At 48.2% G+C, this 5815-nt stretch carries 6 protein-coding genes and 1 pseudogene; 5 read left to right on the top strand and 2 right to left on the bottom strand.

Going from position 1 to position 5815, the window contains the following annotated elements; all coding sequences use genetic code 11:
* Positions 1-355 (bottom strand): NAD(P)/FAD-dependent oxidoreductase (locus tag WBV75_RS10705; RefSeq protein WP_424120600.1); only part of this gene is annotated, 355 nt, incomplete at its 3' end.
* Between the two features lie 41 nt (positions 356-396).
* Positions 397-2373 carry an alpha-ketoacid dehydrogenase subunit alpha/beta gene (locus WBV75_RS10700; protein WP_424120599.1) on the bottom strand — a complete coding sequence of 659 codons (1977 nt, stop codon included), beginning with the start codon at positions 2371-2373 and terminating at the stop codon, positions 397-399.
* 108 nt (positions 2374-2481) lie between these two features.
* Between WBV75_RS10700 and WBV75_RS10695 the strand changes: the two genes are divergently transcribed.
* The 5 genes and pseudogenes from WBV75_RS10695 to WBV75_RS10675 form a co-directional block, all read left to right on the top strand.
* Entirely contained in the window at positions 2482-3432 is a 951-nt protein-coding gene (locus WBV75_RS10695) for an isopenicillin N synthase family dioxygenase (RefSeq protein WP_424120598.1), read from the top strand.
* Positions 3433-3463: 31 nt separating this feature from the next.
* Entirely contained in the window at positions 3464-3796 is a 333-nt protein-coding gene (locus tag WBV75_RS10690) for a translation initiation factor (protein WP_424120597.1), read from the top strand.
* Positions 3797-3889: 93 nt separating this feature from the next.
* On the top strand, positions 3890-4822 hold the full coding sequence (locus WBV75_RS10685; protein ID WP_424120596.1) for a DUF1835 domain-containing protein: 933 nt from the start codon (positions 3890-3892) through the stop codon (positions 4820-4822).
* Position 4823: 1 nt separating this feature from the next.
* On the top strand, positions 4824-5699 hold the full coding sequence (locus WBV75_RS10680) for a nucleoside phosphorylase (RefSeq protein ID WP_424120595.1): 876 nt from the start codon (positions 4824-4826) through the stop codon (positions 5697-5699).
* A gap of 16 nt (positions 5700-5715) precedes the next feature.
* A pseudogene (locus WBV75_RS10675) lies at positions 5716-5815 on the top strand (ABC transporter substrate-binding protein); the annotation flags it as partial.

Genomic DNA, 5815 nt, shown 5'->3' with positions numbered 1-5815 from the left:
CCTCTGCGGATTGCCATACGAATAATACCCCGGCCTTTTCCGCGGCCTTAAACAGGCGGTAATCCAGGGCATACCTGCTGATGCCGATGCCGCCCAAAGGTAAGGGGCAGTTCAGGCTTTTGCCCTTTGGACTGCTCAACACGAGCCGGTCGATATGGGGGGCATCGTCCAGTTCCACGCCGGACTTTTTCAGATAAGGCACAACCTCTTTACTCAGGTATTCGCCGCATACTTTATGGTTGGGCAACTTTTGTTTCTCAAATACTACCACTCCCCTTCCCATAGCAGCCAGTTGGCGTGCAGCTGTGAGGCCTGCCAATCCGCCGCCTACAATGATAATTTCAGAGGAGTTCATTCTTCAATCCGTATAGCAATTCTTAAAATCAAGCCGCAATTTTAATAGGCCCACAATTCCTCCAGGGCCGACCTCAGGCGGGATTGCGGCAGGAATCCGGCCTCCAGGCTACGTGCAAAAGGCACGGGCATCTCCAGGCTTCCCACCCTTTTAACAGGAGCATCGAGGGATTCAAAACAGTGTTCCCCGATTTGGGCGGCCACATCTGCCATAACCCCTCCGAACAATGTGTCTTCCTGAAGCAACAGGACTTTCCCGGTTTTGCGAACGCTCCGGAAGACCGCCTCCAGGTCCAGAGGGCAGAGGGTTCGTAAATCCAGAAGGTCTACGTCGGTCAGGCCCATTTCATCTAAAGCTTCCAGGGCCCAGTGCACACCCGCTCCATAGGTGATTAAAGACAATCTGTTGCCCTCCCGCAGTTGTGCTGCCTTACCAAAAGGTATGGTGTAATACCCTTCCGGAACATCCCCGTAAACACTGCGATACAGGCCCTTATGTTCAAAAAATAGCACCGGGTTCGGATCGTTTATAGCGGTGGCCAAAAGCCCTTTGGCATCCTCCGGGAATGCCGGATAGGCGACTTTGAGTCCCGGAACTTTGGTAAACCAGGCTTCGTTGGTCTGGGAGTGAAAGGGTCCTGCCCCTACCCCAGCGCCGCAAGGCATCCGGATCACAACATCGGCAGGTTGCCCCCATCGGTAATGTACCTTCGCCAAATAATTGACTATCGGATTGAATCCGGAACTCACAAAATCACTGAACTGCATCTCCACGACCGCCTTCATGCCGTTTATGGCCAATCCCATAGCCGTGGAAACGATAGCGGATTCGCATATGGGCGTATTGCGTACACGCTCTTTTCCATATGTTTCGAGGAACCCTTCTGTCACCTTAAAAACACCTCCATATTCCGCAATATCCTGTCCCATAAGGATCAGGTTGCTATGGCGCGCCATTGACAAGTTTAAGCCCTCTGAAATGGCATCTACCAGGCGAATGTTCTTAACTTCAATATTTTTTTCAATATGCTTATAATCATATTTATAGTACACATCATTTAATTCTTTAGTTTCATCAAAAACAACAGGGTCTTCCGAAAAGGCCTTTTCCAGGTGGTCGTTGATGCGGTGCGCTATTTCCGTTTTATAAGCTACCTCGAGGGCCTCACTGAGAATACCGGCCTCCCTGAGGTACTGGGTATAGTTTTCCAGGGGATCTTTGGCCGCCCAATGGTCCATCAGGTTTTGGGGGACGTATTTTGTGCCGCTGGCTTCCTCATGCCCCCGCATCCGGAATGTCTTAAATTCAAGAAGGACCGGACGGGGATGATCCCTCAAGTCAGCCGCGAGTTCACTGACTTTAGAGTAAACCTCCAATACGTTATTCCCGTCCACAATATGGGATTCCATACCATATCCGGGGCCTTTATCGGCCAAATTCTCACAGCGATACTGCTCCGCCGTGGGCGTAGATAATCCGTATCCGTTGTTTTCAATACAAAAAAGCACCGGTAAGTCCCAAACGGCAGCAATATTGAGGGCTTCGTGAAAATCCCCCTCGCTGGTTGCACCTTCCCCGGTGAAGACAGCTGTAACTTTTTTATCTCCCCTGAGCAAATGACTCAGGGCTATCCCATTGGCTACCCCTAACTGAGGCCCCAAATGTGAAATCATTCCCACGATATGGTGCTCTTTAGATCCGAAATGGAAACTGCGATCCCTTCCGTTAGTAAACCCACTTAGTTTGCCCTGCCACTGGGAAAAAAGCCTGTACAAGGGAATGTTTCTCCCGGTAAAAACCCCCAGATTCCGGTGCATGGGCAGGATAAACTCGTCTTCATCCAAACTCGCTGTAAGCCCCACGGCTACAGCTTCCTGCCCGATACCGCTGAACCACTTGGAAATTTTGCCCTGCCGGAGCAGGATGAGCATTTTCTCTTCGATCAGTCGGGAGAGCAGCATATCCTTGAACAGCCTTAACTGGGTGGTTTCAGAAATCTGATGCGATTTAAAATCCATAAAACAAACGTGTCTTTGCGTTATTGGCATTGAAAGACAAATCTAAGGAATCGAAGTTGAGAAGGACCAATAATTAGTAACTTTGAATCTCATTTAAAGCGTTTGGACATGAACGAAATACCCAGTGTTGATATGCGGGAGTTTACCTCCGAAGACCCCAGGCGGAAATCCGCATTTGTCAATCGTATCGGCGGGGCCTTTGAGGATATTGGTTTTGTTGCCCTAAAGGGTCATTTCCTCTCTGAAGAACTAGTGAGCGAACTCTATTCGGAAATAAAGCGCTTTTTTCAATTACCGCAGGAAGTAAAGCAGAAGTATGAGATAGAAGGGATTGGCGGGCAAAGGGGCTACACGTCCTTTGGTAAAGAACACGCCAAGGGCAGAAAGGAAGGAGACCTGAAGGAATTCTGGCACTTTGGACAATACCTCCCGGCAGGTTCACCCTGGGCGGCTGAATATCCCGAGAACATCGAAGTGACTGAACTGCCTGAATTCAATGCCGTTGGCAAAACAGCCTATCAAATGCTCGAAAAAACAGCGATCTATGTCTTGAGGGCTTTGGCGCTGCATCTAGGGCTCGAAGAAACGTATTTTGATGCCTATGTTCAAAACGGAAATTCCATTCTGCGACCGATTCACTACCCCCCTATCACACAAGAACCAAAAAATGCTGTCAGGGCTGCAGCCCACGGCGACATCAACCTGATTACACTCTTAATGGGGGCTCACGGAAAGGGACTTCAGGTTCAAAATCATCAGGGCGAATGGATCGACGCTATTGCCCAGCCCGATGAGCTCATGATCAATGTGGGCGACATGCTTTCCCGCCTTTCGAACAATCGCCTGAAATCGACCATACACAGGGTGGTGAACCCACCAAGGGAGGCCTGGGGCAGCTCGAGGTACTCCATTCCCTTTTTCATGCACCCGATCAGCTCTATGCCTTTGAATTGCCTTCCGAATTGTATAGGCAAGGACAACCCAAAAGGTTTTGAAGATATTACAGCAGGAGCCTACCTTCATGAACGTTTAATTGAGCTGGGGCTCGTGAAAAAATAAATTCACCCTGATCCACTAACCCACCCGCTGCATGGATTTAAAAGACCAACTCAAAAACCTCTTTCCGGACCATGAAGTTCCAAATGAGGAGGATTCTGTTAAGGATTCCGAACGTGCTTTATGGATTCAGGAGGCGCCAATCGTGTGCAAATACGAGAAACGAAAAGGGAAGCCCGTCACTATTTTGGACGGGTATACGGGAGACAAAGAGGACTTCAGGGAATTGGCCAAAGGCCTGAAAACCCACCTGGGTGTGGGAGGTTCTGCAAAAAACGACACCATCCTCATTCAGGGGGACTACCGGAAGGAGATAATGGAATATTTAAAGGACCTGGGTTTTCGTGTCAAACGCGTGGGTGGTTAAATTGAAAAGAGGTTGCGTCAATCTGTTAATTATTTTCTTTTTTTTCGATTAAATGCTACATTTAAAGATTAGAAGTCAAACAACTATGCCCACATGAGTTCCCAGCTGCATATTACCAACGGAGATTCTTTCACCCAAAGGTTGAAAAAACTGAAATTTAAAGGGGAAATAATTACCTGGAGGGAAATGCTGTGTGAAGGAAAAACAGAAACCTCCGTGGGAAGTGAGGCATTCTGGAAAACCAGGTTCGAATTTCTACACAAGAATTACAACATCAGTAAATCCTGGTTTGTCGAAAAGACCCTCAAAGAATACCGCAGCCTTTGCAACCATAAGCAGCAGGATGAGATAATCCTCTGGTTCGAGTATGATTTGTTTTGTCAAATCAATATGTTGGCGGTTATCAGTTGGCTCAAAACCCATCGCAGACACGTTCAAATATCCCTGGTGTGTTCCGGATATGAAGATGATTCGAGTCGGCTTTATGGATTGAACGAATTAACTGACGACCAGATTCAGGAGCATTTTAATTCTCGGGTAGCCCTGAGCCAGAATGACATTGAATACGCAGATTATGTCTGGCAGTTGTATTGCAGCGATAACCCGATACGCCTTGAGAACCTCTCCGATTTTGAGTTATATCAGTTCAATTATCTCGAGGACGCCCTTAAAGCCCACCTGCGTCGTTTCCCGGCCATCAAAAATGGGTTGAATGAAATAGAAAACAGAGTGCTGCAGGTGGCTGCTGAAGGTAAATCCTCCTCGAAAAAGGCCCTGATGGGCGCCTTACTCCAGGATCAGGGATGGTATGGCTTCGGCGATACGCAATACCAGAGAATCCTTAAAAACCTCCGACCTTTATTTCATTCGTTTAATCCGGTACGCCTTAGTAAAAAGGGCAAGGAGATCCTGGAAAATAAAGACAACTACTACGCAACCCTCCGGGATACGGAAGCCTATTTGGGCGGTGCCCTGAAATACAACTATCTCTATAATTCCGAAGCGGGAAGGATCTTAAAACTCTGACATGTCCCTTAAGGCCTCTGAGTTGATCCTGAACCCGGATCAGTCCATTTACCACCTTAATCTCCATCCTGAAGACCTCGCTCCTACCGTACTCCTGGTTGGAGACCCTGATCGTGTTCCCAGGGTGTCCCAATATTTTGATCATATAGAGCTCAAAAAATCCAAAAGGGAATTCATCACCCATACGGGGACCTTCAACGGTCTTCGGATTAGCGTTGTCTCCACGGGTATTGGAACAGACAATATCGATATTGTCCTCAATGAGCTGGATGCCCTGGTGAATATTGATTTTCAACAGCGGGAGGTGCGCAGTACACTGAAAGCCCTGAACCTGATCCGGTTGGGTACCTCTGGCGCCCTTCAGGCGGACATCCCTATCGACGCCCTTGTTTTAAGCGATCTCGCCATAGGTTTTGACGGATTACTCCATTTTTACGAAAGCGAAAAGATACAGGTTGCCGATGTACAATTTGCTTTTGTGGAATATAGCGACTGGTCAGTGTTTAAGGCCATCCCTTATGTCGTAGGGGCAAATCCCGAACTTTGTGACCACCTGAACTCCGAGGAAATGATCCGGGGCTTTACTGCGACCAATCCTGGTTTCTATGCCCCCCAGGGGAGATCCCTCCGCTTAATACCAGAGCAACCGAACTTGAGTGAAATACTGAGTGCTTTTCGTCACCGGGATCTCAGGATTACAAACATGGAAATGGAAACTGCGGGAATATTTGGGCTGGCACGCCTTATGGGTCACAAAGCCGCCTCGGTAAACTGCATTCTGGCCAATCGAATGACGGGCACCTTTAGTTCAGACCCGGCATCAGCCGTAGATCATATGATTCGAACAACGTTGAGGAATCTAACCACAACAGCCTAAACCCTCCCTAAGTGTTATGAATCGAAAAATAGAAATTGCAGGGGTGCCGGAACACTTTAATTTACCCTGGCACCTGGCCATGGATGAAGGCGCCTTTCGGGAACGCGGTATAAACC

This window comes from Robiginitalea sp., from assembly GCF_049588695.1.
Classification (GTDB): Bacteria; Bacteroidota; Bacteroidia; order Flavobacteriales; family Flavobacteriaceae; genus Robiginitalea.
The sequence above is the reverse complement of the archived record's forward strand: the minus strand, read 5'-3'. Positions and strand labels throughout refer to the sequence as shown.

Coding starts and splice junctions, on each gene's coding strand:
- WBV75_RS10690 (WP_424120597.1), top strand. CDS start 3,464: ATGGATTTAAAAGACCAACTCAAAAACCTCTTTCCGGACCATGAAGTT.
- WBV75_RS10685 (WP_424120596.1), top strand. CDS start 3,890: ATGAGTTCCCAGCTGCATATTACCAACGGAGATTCTTTCACCCAAAGG.
- WBV75_RS10695 (WP_424120598.1), top strand. CDS start 2,482: ATGAACGAAATACCCAGTGTTGATATGCGGGAGTTTACCTCCGAAGAC.
- WBV75_RS10680 (WP_424120595.1), top strand. CDS start 4,824: ATGTCCCTTAAGGCCTCTGAGTTGATCCTGAACCCGGATCAGTCCATT.
- WBV75_RS10700 (WP_424120599.1), bottom strand. CDS start 2,373: ATGGATTTTAAATCGCATCAGATTTCTGAAACCACCCAGTTAAGGCTG.